Origin of the sequence: Bifidobacterium apri, from assembly GCF_009299485.1 — a bacterium.
Lineage (GTDB): Bacteria > Actinomycetota > Actinomycetes > Actinomycetales > Bifidobacteriaceae > Bifidobacterium > Bifidobacterium apri.
The window spans coordinates 24,517-46,667 of record NZ_WBSO01000004.1; the positions used below are offsets into that span (position 1 = coordinate 24,517).

At 59.8% G+C, this 22,151-nt stretch carries 19 protein-coding genes; 9 read left to right on the plus strand and 10 right to left on the minus strand.

The genetic code is table 11. The features are described from left to right. Nucleotides 1-672: 672 nt before the first annotated feature. Complete coding sequence (locus tag DSM100238_RS03965; protein WP_152355420.1) at nt 673-1,917, plus strand: AGE family epimerase/isomerase; 1,245 nt, start codon at nt 673-675, stop codon at nt 1,915-1,917. Between the two features lie 501 nt (nt 1,918-2,418). On the opposite strand, the gene DSM100238_RS03970 is transcribed toward DSM100238_RS03965, so the two are convergent. Together DSM100238_RS03970 and DSM100238_RS03975 are read right to left on the minus strand one after the other, a co-directional pair. Next, on the minus strand, nt 2,419-3,996 hold the full coding sequence (locus DSM100238_RS03970; protein WP_240812329.1) for an amino acid permease: 1,578 nt from the start codon (nt 3,994-3,996) through the stop codon (nt 2,419-2,421). A gap of 180 nt (nt 3,997-4,176) precedes the next feature. After that, nucleotides 4,177-4,818: a TetR/AcrR family transcriptional regulator gene (locus tag DSM100238_RS03975; protein ID WP_152355421.1), complete on the minus strand. Its 642-nt coding sequence runs from the start codon at nt 4,816-4,818 to the stop codon at nt 4,177-4,179. A gap of 154 nt (nt 4,819-4,972) precedes the next feature. Between DSM100238_RS03975 and DSM100238_RS03980 the strand changes: the two genes are divergently transcribed. Continuing rightward, complete coding sequence (locus DSM100238_RS03980; protein WP_240812330.1) at nt 4,973-6,526, plus strand: cation:proton antiporter; 1,554 nt, start codon at nt 4,973-4,975, stop codon at nt 6,524-6,526. A gap of 183 nt (nt 6,527-6,709) precedes the next feature. Here DSM100238_RS03980 and DSM100238_RS03985 read toward each other — a convergent pair whose 3' ends face one another. Next, entirely contained in the window at nt 6,710-7,753 is a 1,044-nt protein-coding gene (locus DSM100238_RS03985; protein ID WP_101451641.1) for a LacI family DNA-binding transcriptional regulator, read from the minus strand. A 306-nt stretch (nt 7,754-8,059) separates the two neighbouring features. On the opposite strand from DSM100238_RS03985, the gene DSM100238_RS03990 reads away from it, so the two are divergent. The 3 genes from DSM100238_RS03990 to DSM100238_RS03995 all read left to right on the plus strand — a co-directional run bounded on the left by DSM100238_RS03990 (nt 8,060) and on the right by DSM100238_RS03995 (nt 11,465). Next, nucleotides 8,060-9,865, plus strand: coding sequence for a glycoside hydrolase family 13 protein (locus DSM100238_RS03990; protein WP_152355422.1), 1,806 nt, complete (start codon nt 8,060-8,062; stop codon nt 9,863-9,865). 244 nt (nt 9,866-10,109) lie between these two features. Continuing rightward, nucleotides 10,110-10,529: an extracellular solute-binding protein gene (locus DSM100238_RS09745; RefSeq protein ID WP_476695617.1), complete on the plus strand. Its 420-nt coding sequence runs from the start codon at nt 10,110-10,112 to the stop codon at nt 10,527-10,529. A 9-nt stretch (nt 10,530-10,538) separates the two neighbouring features. After that, nucleotides 10,539-11,465 (plus strand): extracellular solute-binding protein, encoded by a 927-nt coding sequence (locus tag DSM100238_RS03995; protein ID WP_476695618.1) that lies wholly within the window; start codon nt 10,539-10,541, stop codon nt 11,463-11,465. A gap of 320 nt (nt 11,466-11,785) precedes the next feature. Here the strand turns inward: DSM100238_RS03995 and DSM100238_RS04000 are convergent, their stop codons facing one another. Further along, nucleotides 11,786-12,496 (minus strand): hypothetical protein, encoded by a 711-nt coding sequence (locus tag DSM100238_RS04000; RefSeq protein ID WP_152355423.1) that lies wholly within the window; start codon nt 12,494-12,496, stop codon nt 11,786-11,788. A gap of 70 nt (nt 12,497-12,566) precedes the next feature. Then, entirely contained in the window at nt 12,567-13,295 is a 729-nt protein-coding gene (locus tag DSM100238_RS04005; RefSeq protein ID WP_152355424.1) for a helix-turn-helix domain-containing protein, read from the minus strand. Between the two features lie 190 nt (nt 13,296-13,485). Between DSM100238_RS04005 and DSM100238_RS04010 the strand changes: the two genes are divergently transcribed. Together DSM100238_RS04010 and DSM100238_RS04015 are read left to right on the plus strand one after the other, a co-directional pair. Then, nucleotides 13,486-13,776 carry a DivIVA domain-containing protein gene (locus DSM100238_RS04010; protein WP_152355425.1) on the plus strand — a complete coding sequence of 97 codons (291 nt, stop codon included), beginning with the start codon at nt 13,486-13,488 and terminating at the stop codon, nt 13,774-13,776. A 167-nt stretch (nt 13,777-13,943) separates the two neighbouring features. Continuing rightward, nucleotides 13,944-15,602, plus strand: a complete 1,659-nt coding sequence (locus DSM100238_RS04015; RefSeq protein WP_240812331.1) for an amino acid permease — start codon at nt 13,944-13,946, stop codon at nt 15,600-15,602. A gap of 116 nt (nt 15,603-15,718) precedes the next feature. Here the strand turns inward: DSM100238_RS04015 and DSM100238_RS04020 are convergent, their stop codons facing one another. The 5 genes from DSM100238_RS04020 to DSM100238_RS09750 form a co-directional block, all read right to left on the minus strand. Further along, entirely contained in the window at nt 15,719-16,885 is a 1,167-nt protein-coding gene (locus DSM100238_RS04020) for an ATP-binding protein (RefSeq protein WP_152355426.1), read from the minus strand. A 748-nt stretch (nt 16,886-17,633) separates the two neighbouring features. After that, nucleotides 17,634-18,518: a thiazole synthase gene (locus tag DSM100238_RS04025; protein ID WP_152355427.1), complete on the minus strand. Its 885-nt coding sequence runs from the start codon at nt 18,516-18,518 to the stop codon at nt 17,634-17,636. A 113-nt stretch (nt 18,519-18,631) separates the two neighbouring features. After that, a complete protein-coding gene (gene thiF / locus DSM100238_RS04030; RefSeq protein ID WP_152355428.1) occupies nt 18,632-19,345 on the minus strand; it encodes a sulfur carrier protein ThiS adenylyltransferase ThiF in 714 nt (237 codons plus the stop codon). A gap of 132 nt (nt 19,346-19,477) precedes the next feature. Then, nucleotides 19,478-19,672: a sulfur carrier protein ThiS gene (gene thiS, locus DSM100238_RS04035; RefSeq protein WP_152355429.1), complete on the minus strand. Its 195-nt coding sequence runs from the start codon at nt 19,670-19,672 to the stop codon at nt 19,478-19,480. Between the two features lie 153 nt (nt 19,673-19,825). Further along, a complete protein-coding gene (locus tag DSM100238_RS09750; RefSeq protein WP_446680555.1) occupies nt 19,826-20,098 on the minus strand; it encodes a hypothetical protein in 273 nt (90 codons plus the stop codon). Between the two features lie 367 nt (nt 20,099-20,465). On the opposite strand from DSM100238_RS09750, the gene DSM100238_RS04040 reads away from it, so the two are divergent. Together DSM100238_RS04040 and DSM100238_RS04045 are read left to right on the plus strand one after the other, a co-directional pair. Next, nucleotides 20,466-20,948 carry a PhzA/PhzB family protein gene (locus tag DSM100238_RS04040; RefSeq protein ID WP_152355430.1) on the plus strand — a complete coding sequence of 161 codons (483 nt, stop codon included), beginning with the start codon at nt 20,466-20,468 and terminating at the stop codon, nt 20,946-20,948. 68 nt (nt 20,949-21,016) lie between these two features. Continuing rightward, nucleotides 21,017-22,063, plus strand: coding sequence for an aldo/keto reductase (locus DSM100238_RS04045; protein WP_152355431.1), 1,047 nt, complete (start codon nt 21,017-21,019; stop codon nt 22,061-22,063). The last annotated feature ends 88 nt before the right edge of the window (nt 22,064-22,151 follow it).

The window sequence follows — 22,151 nt, forward strand, 5'->3', positions numbered from 1 at the left end:
GCGATGTTGTGTTCGGGGTGTTGCTGCGGCCAATTTTCTACAAACTGGTTATGTTAGGCCCGTTGTCAGCGTAGCTAGTTTGTAGAAGATTGTCCGGGGTGTCGTGCCGCGATGTTGTTCCCGATGTGCGCCTCCGTGACCTTCTGCCGACGCTGAGCGCCCTCTCACCGTCGGCAGAAGCAGGGCGGAGCCCCGGGAAACACAAACTGGTTACGCTTGGACCGTTGTCAGTGTAGCTAGTTTGTATGGTGTTGTCCGGGGTGCCGCGTGATGTCCCGGATTGCGGGATTGGAAGAAACGCCGAATTTCTCTTGTTGCGTAACCGGTTAAGTTGACGTATGCTTAGCTTAAGCGGTTCAGCTGGTGATGATGCCAGTCTCGAAGGAAAGGACCTGACATGAACGGCATAGTACTTCCCCATCCGAGGGCCTCATGGTTTGCGCTGCCCGCAGGGTCGCTGCTGGTTGGCTTGGCATTGTTGTTCGCGGCATCGCACGTTACTGCGTCGATTGCGGCAATCATTTCAGTGTGTGGCATGACCTTAATCGTTGCAGCTGTCGGACACGCAGCCTGCATCCTCGCAGCCTCGATGCTTGTGGAACTGCGCAACGCACCCCGCAAGAACGCCAATCGTCAATAACACCATCAGCAAGAGTGAAAGGAACGCAAGATATGACAGAGCAGACATCGTTCGAAGCAAAATATCAACTCGGAACGCCTGAAAACAAGCAATTCCTCGACCAACAGCGGGACAGCCTCATGGCATTCGGCCATCGATTCCCGTCCCCGGGCGGCAGCTCATACTGGCTCGGCGATGACGGAACCCCGTGGACCGATCGCAACCGCGAAACCTGGATCACTTGCCGCATGACCCATGTGTACTCGCTGGGTGTGTTGGTCGGCCACCCGGGATCCGAAGAGCTTGTTGATGCCGGACTGAAGGGCTTGCGCGGCGAGCTGCACGATGACGAGAACGGTGGCTGGTATCCGGCGGTCACTCCTGACGGTGGTCATGTGGCCGACAAGCAGGCGTATGCGCACGCGTTCGTGCTGCTCGCGGCATCGTCGGCGACCTTGATAGGCCGACCGGGCGCCCGCGAACTGCTGGACAATGCGCAGGAGGTCTTCCTGAAGCGTTTCTGGGATTCTCGCGAGGGCCTTTCGGTGGACACGTGGAACACTGAGTTCACGAAACTCGACCCCTATCGCGGTTTGAACGCGAACATGCATTCGGTTGAGGCGTTCCTTGCGGTCGCTGATGTGACCGGCGACGAAGGCTGGCGCGACCGTGCGGGGCGTATCATCGCGCATGTGACCAAGTGGGCGTCGCAGAACGAGTGGCGCATCCCAGAGCACTTCACCTCTGACTGGGAGCCGGCGCTTGAATTCAACCGTGACAAGCCTGACGATCAGTTCAAGCCATATGGCGCGACTCCGGGCCATGGCATCGAATGGGTGCGCCTGATTACGCAATATGCGTTAAGCGCGAAGATCGACGAGGCCGAGAAGCAACGGCTGATTGACATTGCCGAGCACCTGTTCTCGCGGGCTGTCGCCGACGGCTGGAATGCGGATGGCGCACCCGGCATCGTGTATACCACCGATTGGCAGGGCAAGCCGGTGGTTCACGACCGGATGCACTGGACGCTCGCTGAAGCGATTAACACCTCGTCTACGCTCGCCCGCGTCACCGGCAAGGACGTGTATCGCACTTGGTGCGCGACCTTCCTGAAGTATCTTGACGCCGACGTGATCGACCACAAGAACGGTTCATGGTTCCATCAGCTTGATCGTGAGAACAAGCTGATGACGACCGTGTGGCCGGGCAAGTCCGATCTGTATCATGCCACGCAGTCGATGATGATTCCGCTGCGCGACCCGAGTCTGTCCATATCCGTTGCGACGAAAGAAGGCTGAAATAAGACCAGTGCTACATCACCATCTTCTTTGATTCCTTCTTCCACAAAGTGGGCCGCTTCCTCCAATCGGGATGCGGCCCACTTTGTTGTGTTCGCGGTGTCGTTGTGGCCAATTTTCTGCAAACTGGTTACGCTGGGGCCGTTGTCAGCGTAACTGGTTTGTATGGTGTTGTTGTTCGCGGTGTCGTTGTGGCCAATTTTCTACAAACTGGTTATGCTGGGGCCGTTGTCGGCGTAGCTAGTTTGTAGAAGATTGTCCGGGGTGTCGTGCCTCGATGTTGTTCCCGATGTGCGCCTTCCAACCTTCTACCGACGTTGACAAGGCCGTAAGCGTCGGCAGAAGCTGGGCGGCGATCCTCTGCCGACGCTGAGCGCCCTCTCACCGTCGGCAGAAGCAGGGCGGAGCCCCGGAAAACACAAACTGGTTACGCTAAGGGGGTCCTTAGCGTAACCAGTTTGGGAAGGGGGTACGGCGGCCTGGGAGCCAGACAGCGCGGGCTCAGGCTTGCGCCGCGCTCACATTCGCGTCTGCGTCGCCAGCATCGCCCTTGCGGGAAGCGGTCAACTGATAGGCGATCAGCAGCACGGCGAGCCAGATCGGCCCAATCACCACGGCCACACGGTAGCTGGGGGAGAAGCACATGAGCACAACCACGAGCGCCATGAACGCGAGCACCAGCCACGGCGTGACCTTGGCGAGCGGCAGCTTGAAGTGAATCGCGTCAAGCGCGTCCTGCCCACTGCGTCCGGCGAGCTCGTTCGGCCCGTCACCCGCGGCGACGGCCTTGCGGAAGTGCATTTCGGTGAGCATGATCATTGACCAGTTGATCACCGCGGCGATCGTCGCGATGCTCATCAGGTAGTTGAACGCGAATTGCGGCCACAGGAACACCACAACCACAGCGATCACCGTGATCGCTGCCGAGGTCAGCACTGCCGCAGCCGGCACACCGCGCTTGTTCAGTCGGCCGAGATACGCGGGCGCGTTGCCCTGCTTCGCAAGCGAATACAGCATGCGCGAGTTCGAATACAAGCCAGAATTGTAGACGCTCATCACCGCGGTCAGACACACGAAGTTGAGGATGCCGGCGGCCGCGTGCACGCCCACGGAATCAAAAATCTGCACGAACGGGCTTGACTTGCCGTCGATTGTGTTCCACGGCACCACCGCCATGATCACGCCGAGCGCGGCGACATAGAAGACCAGGATGCGCCAGATAACGCCGTTCGTCGCCTTCGGAATGGTGGTGCGCGGATCCTCCGCCTCGCCCGCGGTCACGCCGATGAGCTCGGTGCCGCCGAAGCTGAACATGACCACGCACAGCGCCATCAGCAGGCCGGTCCACTGACCGTCAGACCCGCGGGACAGCAGGCCGTGAGGCATGAATCCGCCACCGATCGTGAACCAGTTCGCGAAGGACGCCCGCACGCCGGACACTCCCGGAATCCCCATGATGATCACCGCAATGCCTCCGACAATCATCGCCAGAACCGCAGCGATTTTGATAATCGCGAACCAGAACTCAAATTCACCGAACTTCGAGACGCCCATCAGGTTCATCGCGGTGATCAGCACTAGGAAGAACGCCGCGGACACCCATTGCGGAATCGCCGGGAACCAGTAGTTCACGAACGAGCCGACCACCGCAAGCTCGACCATCGACACGAGAATGTAGTTGAACCAGTAATTCCAGCCGGATACGAAACCAGCGCGCTTCGACCAGTAGCGGGTTGCGTAATAGCTGAACGCGCCGGCTTTCGGCTCCTCGACGCTCATTTCAGACATCGCGCGCACAATCAGGAAAATCGCGAGACCGCCGATCACATACGCAAGCAGAATACTCGGCCCCGCAAGGCTGATCGATTCGCTCGACCCGTAAAACAGGCCTGTGCCTATGGCTCCGCCCAGCGCAATGAGCTGGATATGGCGGTTTTTCAATGATTTGTGCAGACTTGGCTGGTTGTCGGTTGCTGCGGTTGCGTCGGTTGCTGCGGCGGTTGAGGCAGTTGCCTGCTGCTGTGCCGACGCCTCGTCATGCGTTTCCGCCTGCACTGGCTCAGTGTTCTTGATGCTCATGCTTTCCTCTCTGATCGCTCAGGTCGTGCGCCGGCACATCGGTGCGGCGCTGCGACGGTGACATTGTAGCGCGCAGACACGAGGTATCCCGCCGTCATCTCACGCGACGGTTGCGTTCGCGCCCGACCTGGTGCGCAAAATCGCAGAAGCCATAGTCCTGCCGCCATATCGCACGTGGCGTCATCTCGCGTGACGGTCGCGTTCACGCGGCGAAGCCTCTCCATGTGGTTCCGCCGAACTCTGCGCCATGGCGTGCAACACCGGCGGCAACGACTGCGTGTAAATCACGTGCGCAATCGCTTCAGGTGTGGCGGAAAACCCGTCATCCACCCACGACTGCACAAGCCCGAGCCCGCCGGTGATGCAGAACAGCAGTCGCATATTGGCAAGAGTGGGGTCTGCCCCGTCGGACTGCGCGCGGGACTGCCAATTGCTGTAATCGAGAATGATGGAGATGAGCCTGCGCTGGAATTGCGGATCGGTTTTCAGGCTCAGCAGAATCCGGACGCGATCCTTGTTGTCCGCTGCGTATTGGCAAATACTGGTGATGACCGGCTCCAGATCGGCCCGCAGCGTGGTCTTGAACGCCGTGGCGATTGCGTGGTCCAGCCATGTGAGCGTCTCGTTTTCAATATCCGCGACCAGATCCTGGATGTTGTCGTAATAGCTGTAAAACGTTGAGCGGTTAATCCCGGCCCGCTGACAAACCTCTTTCACGCTGATTGACTGCAACGGCTGGGTTTGCAACAGTTTGATGACGGTATCCTGCAGAACGTGACGAGTGAATCTTGTCCGAGCATTGTCTGTGCGTTCGCGTGGCATTGTGACCACCCCCCAAAAGCATTGTATCGGTCACGCGTGTACTTTCTGAGCTACCACCATCAGCGCCGATGTGCAATCGGAAGCACGATACATGGCCCATCTCGCCTCAAGGCGCAAATCGGCGGTTTTCCGCCATCGCGACGATAATGGCGGTATGACCGTCGATCTTGTCTCGCTTACTATCATCATGCTCGTGGCGGTGCTGTGCCCAGTCATCGTGCAGCTCATTCCCGGCAAACCCGTGCCGCAGACCGTGCTGTTGCTGCTCGCCGGGGCGTTGCTGGGGCCGCATATGTTCGGGGTGATTCAGGTCAGTGAATCGGTGCAGTTGCTCAGCGAGCTCGGTCTCGCGTTTCTGTTTCTGCTGGCCGGGTACGAGATTGACCCCAAGCAGTTGGGCGGGCATCAGGGCCGCGTGGGGTTGGCGACGTGGGTGGCGACATTTGTGCTTGCGTTCGCGGTGATTACCTTCGTGCCGTACTTCAAACGGCATGACATGACTGGAATGGCCGCGGTGATCACGCTCACCACGACCGCGCTCGGCACGCTAATGCCGATTCTCAAGGAACGCGGACTCGAAGGCACGCCGGTTGGCAACGCGGTGGTCGCCTACGGCACGTGGGGTGAGCTGTGCCCGGTGCTGATGATGGCGGTGTTGCTGTCCACGCGCTCGCAATGGCAGACTTTCCTCACCCTCGCCGTATTCGCCGTGATTTGCGCGGTCGCAGCGCTTGTGCCAGCGAAGGCACGCAAGGCGGGCAACCGGTTCTACAGGCTCGTGACCAAGCATTCGAACATTTCCGAGCAGGTGCTCATGCGTCTGACTGTGCTGCTGCTCATCACACTGGTGACGGTGTCAGCGATTTTCGACCTCGATGTGGTGCTGGGCGCGTTTGCCGCGGGATTCATTCTGCGATACGTGATTCCGGAAGGCTCGCAGACCTTGGAAACGCGGCTTGACGGGATTTCGTACGGCTTCTTCATCCCGATTTTCTTCGTCGTTTCTGGCGCGGCGATTGATTTGAAGGCCGTCGGCGGCAATCCGGGATTGCTGATTGTGTTCATCGTCGTGCTGATGCTGATTCGTGCGGTGCCTGTGTATATCGCCATGTCCTTGGACCGCAAGGCGAACCCGATGTCGTCGCATCACCGTGTGACCGTCGCTGTGTATTGTGCGACTGCGCTGCCGTTGATTGTTGCGGTGACGACAGTCGCGGTTAAGGCGGGTACGATGCAGCAGATGACCGCGTCCACGCTGGTCGCCGCCGGTGCGGTGACGGTGTTCTTGATGCCGTTGCTCGCCGGGCTGACCTACCGCGTGGCGGATGTGCACCCGGTGACCGCGATCGGCGAGATTGCGCACGACCCGCACGATTACCGGCAGATTCTGCACGAACATATCGAGATGGCGCATCTGCTACGGCATGCGGAACGGATGGACGTGTTCGTCGCGCGCATGGATACGTTGCCGCCGGCTGCGAGTGCCGCGGATGCGAAACTGCGGGCGGAATTGGTGCAGCGCGCCGAGCGGGAGCGCGACCGGTGCTTGCGTGAGCTGGGCATCGATCCGGCGACCGCGCAGGAGTACCGGGAGGACACGGTGAAGCGCTGGCGGCAGGCGGCGAGTAAGCGGGCTGGTGGTGCTGCGGGTGCGGGTGGTACTGGTGGCAGTGCGTCCGGGGCTGGTGCTTCCGGGGGTGCCGCCTGATCTGGCACTTTGTGAGTGGATCCTCACACAACGTCCCCTGACAATGCCCGGAACCTTGGTCTGGGCCGTCTGATCCGCCACCGTGTGAGTCAATCCTCACAAAGTCCAGTTGCCGCGTTTTCCACCCGTCCGTTGGGCGATTGCCGCGTCTACCGCACCCCGCGTCCGCAACCCCGGCCGCACCTACCGCCCGTTCGGCGCGCGGCCGGTGGTTTCGCGCAGCACCAAGGTCGCCGGCACGAGCTCATGGGTCCGCTCCGGTGCCTCGCCTCGCAACAGCGCCAGGACCTTGCGCGCTGCCGCATTGCCGAGTTCGACCGGATTCTGGTGCAACGTCGTCAGGTCAAGGGTGCGCGAGACTGGCGCGTCGTCGAAGCCCATGATGGAAAAGTCGCGTGGCGCCGCCAGATGCTGCCGTCGCAGCTCCTTGTACACCGCGGCCGTGAACTCGTCGGTCTCGCCCATGATGCCGGTCGGGTGCTGCTCACATGACAGCAGCCTCGCCACAATCCCAGCGGCGGTCACATCCAACATGGCAGGGGTCGTGTCGTGGTGGTCGGCCCCGATCATCACGATGTCGTCATCGCCGTACCCGGCTTGGGCGGCGGCAGTCCGGAACGCGGCCACGCGCGTCGAAGTGCCGTAGACCATGTCGTGGGGGATGTAGTCGTGCACGAAGGCGATGCGCCGATGGCCGAGCGACCGCAGCAGCTGCACGCCCGAGGTGATGGCGGCGGCGTTGTCGATGCCGATGGATGCGTCGAATCCGGCGGTTGACGGCGAATTCAGCCCGACGACGGGCATGCCGAGCGCGGAAAGCTGGTCGTGCAGCGCGGTGTCGAATTCGAAGGATGTGATGATGATCGCGTCGGCGTTGCGGTCACGTGGCAGGTCGCGGAAGAAGCGGTCGAGCTGCTCGCGGTTGGTCACGAAAGCCGGGATGGTGTCGTAGCCTTCCGGAGCGAGGACATCGTAGACACCTTGCAGCACTGATGCGTTGAACCAGGTGTTCAACGGCCCGGAGACGAGCAGCAGCACGCGCATGGTTCGGCCGGATGCGAGGGTTGACGCGCTTTTCGACAGGGTGAAGTTCAAGGATTCCGCTGCCTGCTCGACTTTTGCCCGTGTCGCGGGGCTTACGTTCGCGCTGCCCCTGAGCGCGCGGGATACGGTGGCTTGCGATACGCCTGCCGCCGCCGCTACATCGCTGATTGTCGCCCTTGCCATGGTACTCCTTGCTTGTTGACCGCTTCCATCGTATCGAAACCGTTGGAAAACATGGCAACACGCGGCGGAAATTAAGACATTTGTGCGGTTGTAATGAAAGCGCTATCATTATGTTGCAATACAACGACTTGTCACGGGTGACGGCGGCTCTCCAACTTCCCGACACCACCCACGGCAAGACGCAAGAATCACGAGAAACGTACGTTTCCGGCCAGTGAGGCCGGCGAAGGATGTAACCGCTGTCATCGTGGTGGCGCAGTCGAGTCACGCGCCCATCACCATGACCTAGCGTAGAAAGGAAAGCGCATGGCAGAACGCAAGTCCCCCCAGTCCGCGCAAGAATCCACGGCATCGGATCGCGCCGCAGCGGCCTGGTGGCATCAAGCGGTGGTCTATCAGGTCTATCCGCGTTCGTTCAAGGACACCACCGGTTCCGGCCTCGGCGACATCGCCGGTGTTACCAGCCGCATCGGCTACCTCAAGCAGCTGGGCGTCGACGCGATTTGGCTCAGCCCCTTCTATCCGAGCCAACTCGCCGATGGCGGGTACGATGTCGATGATTACCGCAACGTCGACCCGAAACTCGGTACGATGGACGATTTCGACAAACTCGCCAAAACCGCGCACGAGGCCGGTATCAAGATTGTCGTCGATATCGTTCCCAACCATTCTTCCAACCTGCACCCCTGGTTCAAGGCCGCGCTTGCAGCTGGTCCGGGCTCGCCGGAACGTGACCGCTACATCTTCCGTGACGGCCGCGGCGAGCATGGCGAACTGCCGCCCACCGACTGGGTGTCCCATTTCGGCGGCCCCGCGTGGACGCGCGTGCCTGACGGCCAGTGGTATCTGCACCTGTTCACCGTGGAGCAGCCCGACTGGAACTGGAAGAACCCGGATGTGCAGGCGGACTTCATCAAAACCCTGCGTTTTTGGCTTGATCACGGCGCTGACGGCTTCCGTGTCGATGTTGCGCACGGCCTGTGCAAGGACCTCGACCGCGACAATCTCGACCAGTGGAGCGTCACCCCGCCAAGCCTGCCCGCCGACGGCAGCCATCCGCTGTACGACCGCGACGACGTGCATCAGATTTATCGCGAGTGGCGCAAGGTGTTCAACGAATATGATCCGCCGGCATTCGCCGTGGCCGAGGCGTGGGTTAATCCCGCGCGGCAGTATCTGTATGCGTCCGACGATGAGCTCGGTCAGGTGTTCAACTTCGAGTTCGCGAAGAAGAACTGGGTGCGTGACGACATGCATCAGGCGATCGAGGAAGGTCTCGAGGCGGCGCGTCGTTCTGGCTCTACCGCCACGTGGGTGATGAGTAATCACGATGTTCCGCGTCACGCCAGCCGTTACGCACTGCCGCAAGTGCCGAGCACGCGGCATCATCAGTTGGCGCATGACTGGCTGCTGCGTGACGGCACCAGCTATCACGAGGATCGCGAAGCCGGTACGCGCCGCGCCCGGGCCGCGATTTTGATGGAGCTTGCGTTGCCCGGTTCGGCGTACCTGTACCAGGGCGAAGAGCTTGGTCTGTTCGAGGTCGCTGATATTCCGTGGGACAAGCTCGAGGATCCGACCGCGCGCAATAGCGAACGTGCGGCCAAGGACAAGGGGCGCGACGGGTGCCGCGTCCCCCTGCCGTGGGTCGCCGCCGACGGGGTCGAGGGGTCGTTCGGCTTCTCGCCTCGTGTGAAATCCGTGGGCGCTGGCGTTTCCGCCGATCAGGCCGGGCAGCCGTCGGAGCCTGCACACCTGCCGCAACCCGCATGGTTCGCTGATTTCGCCGCCGACCGTGAGAGCGCGCAGCCGGAGTCGATGTTGAATCTGTACCGCAGGGCGTTGGCGTTGCGCCATGAGCTGATGCCGGCCGACACAACGCTGACTTGGCTGGATGAAGACCGCCCGTCTGATGCGCCGGATGGTGCTGACGGCCAGCATGGCGGCGTGATCGCCTACCGCCGGTCCAACGGCTGGGCGAGCGTCACCAATTTCGGCGCGGAACCGGTCGCATTGCCGGCAGGGGAGGTGCTGCTCGTTTCTGGCGAGCTGTGCGCCGATGGCCGGCTGCCGCAGGATACCACCGTTTGGCTGCGGTTGAACCAGGACTGATAGCGCTTTCATCGCTGGCTGGGGGTTGATGCCCATATCAGGGCATTCCTCCGGCCGGCAGCCCCCGTTGCGCCCCTGCTGTCGTATTATCGGCGCTTCGGCCGCAATTGATATCCATCGCCAACATTTGTCACTCTTCCTGTCCGCAACGGCAACGATGCCGGGCGAATCTGCCGTTATTACGTTATCCGTCCACCACAAGTGCGGCCATCAACCGCAGTTCATCAGCAACAAAGGAGTCATCATGAACACCACATTGACGAAGCTCACAGCAGCCGTGGCGGTATTCGCCATGAGTGTCGGCCTCGCTGCATGCGGAGAGTCATCGGCCGATAAAGGCCATGTGCGCTACATGAACAACAAGCCGGAAATCGTCAACCAATTGAAAACGCTTGCAGCCAGCTATACCAAGCAAACTGGCGTGCAAGTGGACATTCAGACCGCGGCATCCGGCACGTACGACACCACGATGGCATCCGAGATGTCGAAATCTGACGCCCCCACTATGTTCAATATCTCCGGATACGACCAGTTCGCGAAGTACCAGCGTTATGCGGAACCGCTGCAGACGTCCAAGGCGTACAGCCTGCTCAGCAAGGACGGCCGTGCTTACGCATACAAGGACGGGTCCAACGTGTACACGCTTCCATATGCTGCCGAGTGATATGGGATCATCTACAACAAGAAGATCATCAAGGACTACTGCACCAAGGATTACGCGGTTATCAAGTCCGCTGACGACATCACCAGTTATGCCGTGTTCAAGAAAGTGGTCGAAAGCATCCAGCAGCACAAGAGCGATCTCGGGCTCGACGGCGCAATTGCCACGCCGGGTCTCGACCCCTCGGACACCTACCGCTTCACCGCACATATGGCGCGACTGCCGTTGTTCTACGAGTATCGCGATCGCGACACCACATTCTCCGCAACGCTGAAGGGAACGTATCTGAACAATTACAAGAACCTGTTCGACCTTGAACTGAAGAACAGCCCGACGCAACCCAGCTTGGTCAGTTCCAAGACCTATGATGACTGCACGTCGGAGTTCGCGCTCGGCAAAGTCGCGTTCTATCCCAATGGCGTGTGGGCGTACTCGCAGATCAAGGGCAACAAGGTCGCCGACGACGACTTGGGCATGCTTCCCTACTACATGGGTATCAAGGGCGAAGGCGATTACGGCCCCGCAGGTGTTTATGACGCGAGCTGGGCGGTCAACAAGAACGCGAGCGAACAGGACAAGAAGGCCACGCTTGACTTTATCGCGTGGCTGGTGACCGACAAGACAGCCAAGAAGACTTTCGCGAAGGATATGGGATTCTCGGTGCCGTTCACCACCTTCGGTGACAGCGATCAGCCGGACAATCCGCTCACCGCGGCGGCGCGTGCCTACAGCGAGCAGGGAAAGAAGGAGGTTCGCAGCTTCACGATCCCTGATCAGCAGTGGCAGGATGACATTTTCAACGCGCTGGTTGAGTATGCGCAGGGGACGGGCGATTGGAATAAGGTGTCCAACGCCTTTGTCAACGGATGGTCAACCGAATGGGCGAACAACAAGGCCGAATTGGGAATGCTGCCGAAAGCTACGGCATTATCCGAGTGACTTGCCATGCAGGTGCGTCGGCCGGCTCCGCATTCTTTCCGAAGTGGAGGGCTGGCCGACTGAACCTGCCGCTTGTTGGACCTTTTCTCTCCTCCCGTTCCCGTACTGTCGTCAAGATGGCTGCGGGGGCGGGATTCCGCGTATTATGTGGCGGTTATCTCGTCGCGGTGTGACTTGGCGGTTGCATGGCGGCCTGGTGTGGCTGGGTGGATTGCTGGTTCTGCTGATACCTGCCGGCCATGCCACTGCCTAGTCGCACGACGGGCGAGTATACCCGGAGCGATTAGTTGCCGCCGCCCTCTAGCGGGAATCACGACAAATCACGACAGACCGTAATGCTCATCGAGCCACATGCGCATGTCGGCTTTCCTCGGCATCTCAATCAGCAATGACAGTATCGCCACGGTGCGTAAGCCATTGTTGCGCTGCTCTTCTGGCATGTTGCGCCACCAGTAGTCGGTGGGATCGCTCAGTACTTGGTGAAGTGTTCGGACATTTTTTCTGTCGCTGTCGCTTGCATTGTTGAGTCTGAGCAGCTCCTGTTCCGGCGCGTCAATCAGCGAGGCAAGCGTTGCAGCGTCGACAAGGTGACGGTCGATATTGCCCTGCGGGGCTTCCCGCCATGATGCGATTTTCATCAATAACGCCCCGAGGAGATCGGGAACTTCGATGATGGCGCTTTCATTGTTGAATGCCAGCGCCACTTGCATATGCCGTTGGAGTGCTTTGCGTGATCCGGGCATTCCAAGCATTCGGCTGGTCCCTAGAAAAGCCCGTCGTTGTTGGCGCGGTGATAAATGATTATCAACTAGCAGGTCGACTGTCTGGTTGCCTCTGACCATTCTGGTTGTGTATTGGCTGAGGCTGCCTTGTCGGATGGCAAACCCCAAGGTGATGAGGTCATTGCGCACGCGCATCACCGAGTGCTCGTATGAGAGCACGTTGATGAGGAAATCGGCGTCTGTGGTCGGGCGGATGTCGACGTGATGCATCAGCGCGTGCAATTGCGTCATCAGGCCGCCGGTCAGCATCCACGTATGCGGGTCATCGGTGAGCTGCGCAAGGTGGAACACGGTTTCCCACGGTGTGGAATGTGGGATATCAACTACTGGTAATGGCATGATGATCCTTTCTGCTGAAATCGAGCAACATCGAGTCGAGCATGTCGAGTCCAGCGTTGCTTTCTCTTGGATCCGGCGACTGTGCCAAATCGGCAGCGCAGACGCTCAAAGGCATCTCGTCGCCATGCGGGGGAAGAAAGTTTGCAGTGTGTATGATCAAGGTCGTCGGGGAAGCGTTCTCGCGAATGAAGGTGCGCTTCATCAGGGAGGCGCTGATTGCCGCCGAAAGATAGCCTTCCAAAATGGAGGGGGATTCCAGCTGGAATGTTTGGGCGGTCTGGCCGGTGCATCCAGATGGAACGATGTACCGTCGGATTGTCTGGATGTCTGAGTGATGTGCCCAGAAGCAGGTTCGAGTGGCACGCATTCGCACGGTTTCAGACAAGTGACGCGCGTCCGTTGACTTCAGCATGGTGCGGATTCGATACCGTTCTTGCGGGGTGATCCACGTTGTGGGCAGCCCCGCAATAAGGTACAGTGCGGCGAAGGCCATGCGTGGGGATAGCGGCCGGCCTGCCGAACGGGGGCGCGCTCTGTATGCAAGCACTGATTCATTGCTGATAAGCAGACTGTGTTGTTCGATGTCGGCGACACTGAGTGTGCCTTGTTCTGCCAGAGCGCGGACGCGTCTGGGGCTGATACCAAGGCGTGAGGCTGCTTGGGCGACGGTGACGAATGTTCCGTCCGTTCGTATCTGCTTCATAACCATAGTATATACATAATCATACCGATTACGGAAGAATATATAATATTCGTGCCTCAAGATTTCTGGATTAGGCGGGTGGTAGTCAAAACTATTCGCGAATACGTATATTTTTGACCATCGTTGCCCCGGAGTCCATCGCCTGCGATGGATATGATGGTGGATAATTACCCGCAGAACCCACAGAAAGGCGATTATGGACACGCTCACGGTCGAGAAGGTCCGCAACCAGGTTTTCAAGCTCACTTTCTTCAACGAGGGGTACAGAATCGATGACGTCGATTCCCTGCTTGACAAAATCGCCGAGTCGCTTGCGGCGTGGGAGACGCATCACCCTGAGAGCGTGACGGTGACCTCCGACATGCTCGTTCCGTCCCAGCTGCCGGTCGCGCGCTTCCGGGAGACGTACAAGAAGGACGGTGTCGACGCGTTCATCGAGGAAGCTAGAGAAACGTTGGAGTTTTACGAAACCTACAGGTGCCACTGAGGTGACGGGCTGTGTGAGGTCGTCTGCAGAACCGCTTCGGCGCTGTAAGCCATCGCAGATGTCCATCGCATACAGCCATTACATAATGGCCTACGCTCGCGGTAGCCAGCCGTCACGAATTGGTGCTGCCGCCGTTGCCGTCGGACAGGAGTAGGGTTGAGAACATTATGACTTCTTCTGAACATTCCTCTTCTGAGAGCAACGCGAACGTCGGCGGCGCGAAGGCGGACGCTGCACAGGCCGGCGGCGTGAAAACCGCTCATACGCAACCTAGCAGCACGCATACCGCCAGTGCAAAGTCCGCCAGCGCGTCCAGTCGCCCGGCGGGTATCGAATCCGAGCCCCGCGACAACGCCCGCATCGCCTCCGTCGAAAGCCTGGACAAGGGCAACGAGATGGAGCGCGGCCTGACCAACCGCCACGTGCAATTCATCGCCATCGGCGGCACAATCGGCACCGGCCTGTTCCTTGGCTCCGGCAAATCCATCGCGCTCACCGGCCCGAGCATCATCCTCGTGTATATCGCGGTCGGCGCGATCATGTTCCTGCTGATGCGCGCGATCGGCGAAATGATGTACCGCGATCCCAGCCAGCATACCTTCATCAACTTCATCGACCGCTATCTCGGCCGTGGCTGGGGCAAATTCGCCGGCTGGTCGTATTGGATCGTCCTCGTGCTCATCGGCATGACCGAAATCACAGCGGTCAGCACGTATTTCGTCACGTTCTTCCGCACCTTCGGCATTGAATTGGGCGCGTGGAAATGGCTGATTGAGCTGTGTTTCCTCGCCGCGCTTACCACCATCAACCTGATTGCCGTCAAAGCGTTCGGCGAAGCGGAATTCTGGTTCTCGATGATCAAGATCACGTTGATCGTTGCGATGATTGTCACAGCCATCGTCATGGTGATTATCAGCTACCATTACCCTGCCGTCCATATTGCCGGGTCTGATGGTGTCAGTCCCGCCGGTCACGCCGGCTTCGACAACCTGTGGAACGGCTTCTCCTTCGCCCCCAACGGCTGGATGGCTTTCCTCATGAGCTTCCAGATGGTGTTCTTCGCATACGAAATGATCGAATTCGTCGGCGTCACCGTCTCGGAAACCCAGAACCCTCGCAAAGTCCTGCCGAAGGCGATCAACGAGATCATCATGCGCGTGCTTATCTTCTATGTGGGCGCCCTGGTGGCGATCATGGTCATTGTGCCGTGGCGCAGCTTCAAACCCAACGCCGACGGCTCCTTCGCCTCGCCGTTCATCATGGTGTTCCGCTACGCGGGCCTCGACTGGGCTGCCGCACTGGTGTTCTTCGTCGTCATCACCGCCGCGTCCAGCGCGCTCAACTCGCTGCTCTACTCGGCGGGACGCCACCTGTACCAGCTCGCCGTGGATTCGCCGTCCCCGCAGCTCAACAAGCTCGGCGTCGTGTCAAGCCGCCGTGTGCCCGCCCGCGCGATTCTCGTTTCGGCGGCGCTGATTCTCTTGTCGCCGATCATCAACGCGTTCCCGAAGATGTCCAGCGCGTTCGTGCTGTTCGCCAGTGCCTCCAGCGCGGTGATTATTTTCATCTACATTTTGACGATGATTGCGCATGAACGCTATCGCCGCTCACCCGACTTCATTGCGGATGGCTTCCTCATGCCCGCCTACCGGTTCACCGATGCGCTTGCGATTGCATTCTTTGTGTTCGTGTATGTGACGTTGTTCCTGGCTGCCGATACGCGCGGCCCGGCGGTTGCCGGATTGGTGTGGCTGCTGGTGTTCGGCGGGTACTGCCTGCTGCACGAACGCTACCAGAACCGCGACCTTGAGGAGGCGCTGCGGTAGGCGTTGCGGTGCGGCTTGCGGGTGCACCGGTAAACCGCGGGATGGTGGGGCGTCCGAATCGTCTGGGACGTCCCACCGCCCGAATTGTCGTGTCGGTACTGTTCCCCGCGATTCCTTTATTGCGCAAGCGTGCCCAAATCGCTGAAGGACAATACTTTCCCATGTTTCGTGGGAAATGATTCTTCGCCGGCATACACTAGGAACCGGTGCTGTTCGTCGACTCCCATAAGCGGGGCGATGTCTTCGAGATTCTCGAATGCCCGCGGACGGTATGTCGATGAGGATTTCACCTCGATCGCGTATTGCGGGCGTCCGCCGCGTTCGGTGATGAAATCAACCTCTTTTTGATTGCTGTCGCGCCAGAAGAACAGCCTTGGTTCTTGTCCGAGCGCCTGCGCGTGTTTGATGATTTCCAGGACGGCCGCGTTTTCGAAAAGACTGCCGCGGTATTGGCTTTCGATGAGCTGATCGACAGATTCGATGCCGAGGAGATTCGCTGCGAGACCGGTGTCATAGAAATACAGCTTTGGGGCCTTGATCAGGCGTTTGCCGTAATTCTTGTGATAAGGATGCAAACGGAACGCGATGAAGCTGGATTCGAGTACGGAGAGCCAGCTGCGCGCGGTGTCAACACTGATGTCGCAATCGTTGGCAAGGCTTTCGAGGTTCAGGACTTCCCCTATGCGAGTAGCGCAGAGTGACACGAATGTGTTGAATTCTGCGATTTTCCGCACGCCGAGTTCGAGGCGCACGTCACGGTCGATATACGTGCTGATGTAATTGGGGAAGAAATCACTTGGTGCGATGTGCCTGACATGCAGCCTCGGATAGCCGCCGTTGAACAGGAAGTCATTGATGCTCGCAGGGCGGTGTTCGGTTTCTTCCAGCTCGCTGTAGGAGAGGGGTAGAAGGTGCAGTATGGCAACCCTGCCTGCCAATGATTGCGAGATGCTTTTCAGCAGCAGGAAATTCTGTGAGCCGGAGAGAATATACTGCCCGGGCGCATCCATACGGTCGATGACGCCCTGCATATATGAGAAGAGTTCGGGGACCCGCTGGACTTCATCGAAGATGACATGGTTGTCGAACCGTTCGAGGAACATCCGTGGGTCGTCGTGGGCGATGCCCCGCATGTCCTCATCTTCGAGCGAGACGTAACGGTAGCCGGGGAACGCGTGTTGCACAAGCGTTGATTTCCCGCTTTGCCTTGGCCCGGTGACGGTGACGACCGGGAATTGGGCGGCCAATGAGAGGAGTTTTGCCTCGAGCATCCTATTGATCATGACAGCCCTCCTGCCTTGGTATTATTGCTGTTTGCCGATGTCGTCCCCATTCTAACCCATGATTTGCATAAACTCTAACCCACGATTTGCATAAGTACTAACCTATGATTTGCATAAGTACTAACCCATGATTTGCATAAACCCTAATCCGCGATTTGCATACGATGCGCCCGCAGTTGGCAGGTGTCCGCGGTTGGCAGGTGTTCGCGTGTGTATCTCGTCTATCTGTAGTACCGGAAGCGTGTATCTCGTCTATCTGTAGTACTTCCCGAGTTGTATCTGCGTTATCTGTGTTCGTGAATGCCCGATATCGCATGTATGGACCGCGGAATTCCAACGGCGCTACTCGGGGTATCGGGTACCGACGAACACAGATAAGCGAGATAGCCTCAGCGAGGTACTACACATAACGCAGATAGACGCAAATCGGGGTGCAATGCCTTGACGTGTGCTGTGCCGGGCAGGTGTGCTGCAGGGCTTGTCCCGCTGTGCCGGGCAGGTGTGCTGCCGGCTTGTCCCCGCTGTGCTTCTGCTGCCTTGGCCCAGTGTGCCCTCTGATACGCATGTTGTGTTGTGCAATGGCCCGCCGGAAACTCGGCTCCAACCCGGATGTGAGCAGGGGCAGTATCCGGTGTGCGATGCCACTGTGAACACAACTCCAACCCGGAAGAGGACGGCATAGAGCATGCAGCGGTGGCGGGCAATCGACGCTGAGTGACTGCCACCGCCACATGTCTGAGCGGCGCGCTCAGTGCAGGTAATCCGCCGCGTTCGTCGGGCTCGACGGCACGGCATGGCCTTCGGTCACGGTGCCCAGCCCGGACAGATACGCTTCGCGCCCCGCCTCAATCGCGTGTTTGAACGCCCGCGCCATCAGCGGAATATTGCCGGCACTTGCGATCGCCGTGTACGCCATCACCGCGTCGGCGCCCATTTCCATGGCTTCCGCCGCTTGGCTCGGCCGCCCGATTCCGGCGTCGATGATGACCGGCACATGTGCATTGGCGATGATCACCTCGATGAAATCGCGCATGCGCAGCCCCTTATTCGAGCCGATCAGCGAGCCGAGCGGCATAACGCACGCGGCGCCAGCCTCTTCGAGCTGCCGTGCGGCAATCGGGTCGGGGAACATGTACGGCATGACGACGAAACCTTCGTTCGCCAGGATTTCCGTGGCTTTGATGGTTTCGCGATTGTCGGGCAGCAGGTATTTGGTCTCGTGCTCGATTTCGATTTTCACGAAATCCGTCTGACATACTTCGCGGGCGAGCCGTGCGATGCGGACTGCGTCTTTCGCGTTGCGCGCGCCGGATGTATTCGGCAGCATGGTGATGCCTTTGGGAATGTAGTCGAGCAGATTGTTGTCGGTGGTGCGGCAGCGGCGCAACGCCATGGTGACGATTTGCGTTCCCGCGTTTTCGATGGTCGCTTTGATGAGGTTCAGATCGTAGCGGCCGGAGCCGAGGATGAACCGGCTGGTGAACTTGTGGCCGCCGAGGATCAGCGGGTCGGATTCGCCGGTGGCGATCGCGTCGTAGGCGTGCGCATCCGGTTCCGGCAGGATTGCGGTGTTGGTCGCGGTGCCGATCAGCTCGTCGAGACTTGGTTCGTGGCCGGTGTCTGTAGTGCTCATGAGTGTGCTCCTGTGTGTGATGTGGTATTGGTGTGATGCCGGGTGTGTACCGTGCGCGATGCCGGATGCGTGCCGTCGGCGGCGAACCGGCTGACGCACACCCGGCTTGCATATCAGGCGTCTTCTTCGCCGAGAATCAGCCGCGTGATCATATTGGCTTCATGGCAGGCGACCACGCCGACGCGCGGGGCCATCAGTCCGGCTCCCGGCTTGGGCGCGGTCTCCCCGTCGCCGCAGAAGTAGAAGTTTTTGGACACCCGCTTGGTGTGCACGAGGTTCGAGCTGCGGTAGCCCGCCATGCCGCTGGCGGATACGAGTTTTTTGTCCGGCAGGTTCTCGAGCACCGAGTTGACGAGCAGGGTCTTGTTTTCCGGCACGTCGAACGCCTCGCAGATGATGTCTTCGTGCTCGAACAGGGTCGGCACGTTCTCATCGGTGACTTTCACGGTGTCGATGGTGATGTCAGTGAACGGGTTGATTTGTTTGAGGTTCGCCCGCAGCGCTTCGGTTTTGTACTGGCCGAGATCCTTGAGGAAGTATTGCTGACGGTTGAGGTTGGTCATGTCTACGCGGTCGAAATCGATGAGATGCAGGTGCCCGACGCCGATGCGCGTCAGTGCGACGGCGATGGTCGAGCCGAGTCCGCCGAGCCCGCAAATCGCCACGTGCGCGGCATCGAGCTTGTCTTGTGTGGCGGCGGTATGGCGGTCGAGCAGCGCCGCGCGGATTTCTTCGCGGCTGACGAGTGTGGTCGGGTCGGGCAGGCTGTCGAAGGCTTGTTGGCGCGCGGCGGTCTGTTCTGGGGTTGCTGATGGTGTGAATGTCATGGTGTGCTCTGGTGGTTGTGGATTAGTTGAGAGTTGGTTGGGGCCGATTGTGGCCGGTCGCGATGGTTGTGGATTGGTGCAGCCGCGGGCGGTGAACGCTTATGGCACTGGCGGTGCGGCGGACGATTGCGGTCAGCCGCCCTGCACGAACGTGACGATTTCGACGGTGTCACCGTCATGCAGCATGACTTCGCCGCGCTTGTTGCGAGGCACGATATCGCCGTTGAGCTCGACGGCCACGCGCTCGGGGCGAAGCCCGCGCTGTTCAATGAGTTGCGTGACGCTGATCGGCGTGTCGAGCGTTTCCTGCTGTCCGTTGACGATCATGATGATCCCTCCCGTTGGTGTTGCTCATCCGTGGCAGCTCGCCGACCGGGTCGCAAGCGCGTCCGCAAGCCGGTGTCATGGCATGGAAGGCAACAAAAAACGGGTCAGTGAAGAAATCGTACCTATTGGGCGGTGCGCTCCTTCATGACCCGGTCATGCTTGTTCTGTTATGGAGTTGTTGTCACGAACAGGATCCGTCTGACCCGTAGTCGGCGCGGTGATGTTGGCGCCGCCCTCGCGACGGGAGAGGAGACGCATGCGCGTCGCCCGGCCATCGGTCGGATCATCGGGGATTGCGCAAATACCAAGGGGAATCACGGAACTGAACAATCGCATACTTACGGCGGCATTACCCGCATCAAGTTGACGGTCGAAGTCGTGACTTCCTCTCAGCCCTTGCGGGCTCCCGTTCGGTTGTGAGGTCATCCTAGGCAGCGCCCGTGGACAAGCTTGGAATAACCTCAGCTATTTCGGGCTGACGATTGTGCCCGCTTGCGGATGGCATGTGTTTGAGAGACGAAGGCGTGCTGTGAAAGCGGGTTCCGTGGCGGACGATTCTGCCGGGCGTTGTGGCCATTTGCTGGGGCTGCAGCTGGTGGTGTTTCGATGCGATGTGCATATTCTGGTCGGTTCGGCGCAGTATATGGCGATTGCCGTTGTGTCGTCGCTTGCGTTGTCGCGGCTGTATTCCGCCATGATCGGCAGGCCGGTGCGACGGCCGCTGCGAACTGTCCCAATGCGCGGCGTTAGGGCGATGGCCGGACTTGTCCGGCGCGGTGGGAACAGTGGTGGTATGGCTTTCGAAGATGATCAGGGGAAGCGCAACCGGCGCGAGCGCAATCGTGCGGTGGTGGACAAGTACTTGCATTCCGGTCATGGCGACGCGCTGCTGCACCGGCATGAACTGTTCTGCGAGGACGGGATTTCCGGATTGTGGACATCGGATTCCGGCGAGCCGGTTTTCGCTCAGGGGCGTGAGAATATCGCGAAATATGATGTGTGGTCATCGCAGCATTTCCCCGACTGGACATGGAGCAATATCACTATTTGGACAACCGACGATCCTGACCGCGTGTGGGCGGAGTGTGATGGCGAGGGCAATATCAACCTTCCTGGTCACGATCCGGTGTTCTACCGCAACCATTTCATCTACTCGTTCGAAATGCGAGACGGCCTGATTTACCGTGAGCGCGAGTTCATGAACCCGATTGTTGAAATGCGTGCGCTGGGTATGCGGACCCCGACGATTGAACTCGGCGATTTTCCGAGTGCTTGAGCGGGGCGTCGCCGGGTATGTTGGCGGCGGCCGCTTGGAAGACGGGGAGATGAGGAGAGGCAAGGCACATGAGTGATCAGCAGAAGACGGGCGAGGCCCGCGGCGGACGGCTTGCAGGATACGAGATTCCGCGCATCGGTATGGGGACGATGGCGCTCGCCATTGAGGGTCGTCCGGATCGTGAGACCGCGATTGAGACGATTCATGCGGCGCTTGACGAAGGTGTCCGATATCTGGACACTGCGTGGTCGTATTACCTGCCCAGCCGCCCGGGAACCGGCGAGCCCGAAGACCTTGGCTATGGCGAGCAGCTGGTCCGTGACGCGCTCGCTTCGTGGGATGGTCCGCGTGAGCACGTTCTGGTCGCCACCAAAACCGGGTATCGGCGCACGTGCGAAGCGGTCCCAGGGCAGGCCGATGACGGCGGCACTGATGTTTCACATGAAACACCCTCGACCGGCGGTGCATCGGGGCGCCAACATCTTCAGGCCGCGGGCAGCCGCTACGGTTGGATGGCAGATTCACGGCCGGAAACCATGATCCGCGATGCGAAGGAATCGGCGCGGCATCTTGGCGTGGATGCGCTTGACCTGCTGTACTCGCACGGCCCGGATCCGGCGGTGCCCTATGCCGATCAGGTCGGCGCGCTGCGCGATCTGCTGGATGCGGGAGTCATCAGGTATGCCGGTATTTCGCGGGTGAACCGCGGACAGATCGATATCGCGCGGGGAATACTCGGCGACAAGCTGATCGTCGTGCAGAACCAGTTCTCGCCGTCGCACCCCGACCCGGAGCATACGTTGGAATACTGCGAGCAGTTGGGATTGGCGTTCGTGTGCTGGAGTCCGCTCGGCGGATTCCTCGATCCGGTCGACCAACATGCCTACGACCCGTTCCGCGAGGTCGCCGCAAACCTCGGCGTATCGCACCAGCGGGTGACACTCGCTTGGGAGCTGGCGCAATATCCGCGCCTGTTCACCATCCCCAGCGCGCGCAACCCGCAGGAAATCCACGATTCCTTCGCGGCAGCGCGACTTGACCTCGCCCCGGATGACCTCGCCCGTCTTAACGCCTCGGTCGCCGTCCGGCGGCAGACGATGGCCGCCGCGCTGTAGCGCTTGTCATGGGAGTTAACCGTTGCGGGACGTTGCGGGACGTTGCAGGAGTGCATCGCCAAGGCGATGGATGATCCGCAGCATCCCG